The following is a 513-nucleotide window of genomic DNA, read 5'->3' on the forward strand; positions in this document are numbered from 1 at the left end:
GGCTTATCGAGGTAATGCCTAATCTTTGTCAATTCGAACGACGGCGAATTCTTCACCATCAGGATCGATAGGCGCGCCGACATCTCACGCAGCTCGAGCGGGCTGCGTAGCGGACGCGGCGTGTAGTGGGGCGCCCAAACGCGGGGAGCGAAGATCCCCTGCCCCGGCCGCTGGATCGGCGTCTTGTAGACCTGCGTCGTCTCGCCGAGCATCTCTGAAACGAATTCCGACGTCTCGAGGTCGTTGATCTGGATAAACAGTTTGATCTGCGAGCCGGATACCGTGGTGATGCGCGTGTTCTTCCCATAGAGCTCGTCGAGCTGTGCGAGGTCCTGCATGACGATCGCCATGCGGAAGCCGTAGCCGGCGCTGATCGTGATCTTCGAAATCAACGAGTCCATGCGCCCGACATGGTAGAACTCGTCGAGCATCAGCAGCACCTGGTGCGGCTCGTCGTCGCCCGGGATCTTGACCATCAGCAGGTCGTGAATCTGCTGGAACAGGATGCGGATC

General features: G+C 59.5%; 1 protein-coding gene. It reads right to left on the reverse strand.

Annotation, left to right across the window (positions count from 1 at the left end):
• A partial coding sequence (locus DY467_RS25455; RefSeq protein ID WP_164639821.1) for a type IV secretory system conjugative DNA transfer family protein occupies positions 1–513 on the reverse strand: 513 nt, incomplete at both ends.

The organism is Rhodopseudomonas sp. BR0G17 (assembly GCF_010907025.1).
GTDB classification, from domain to species: domain Bacteria; phylum Pseudomonadota; class Alphaproteobacteria; order Rhizobiales; family Xanthobacteraceae; genus Rhodopseudomonas; species Rhodopseudomonas palustris_H.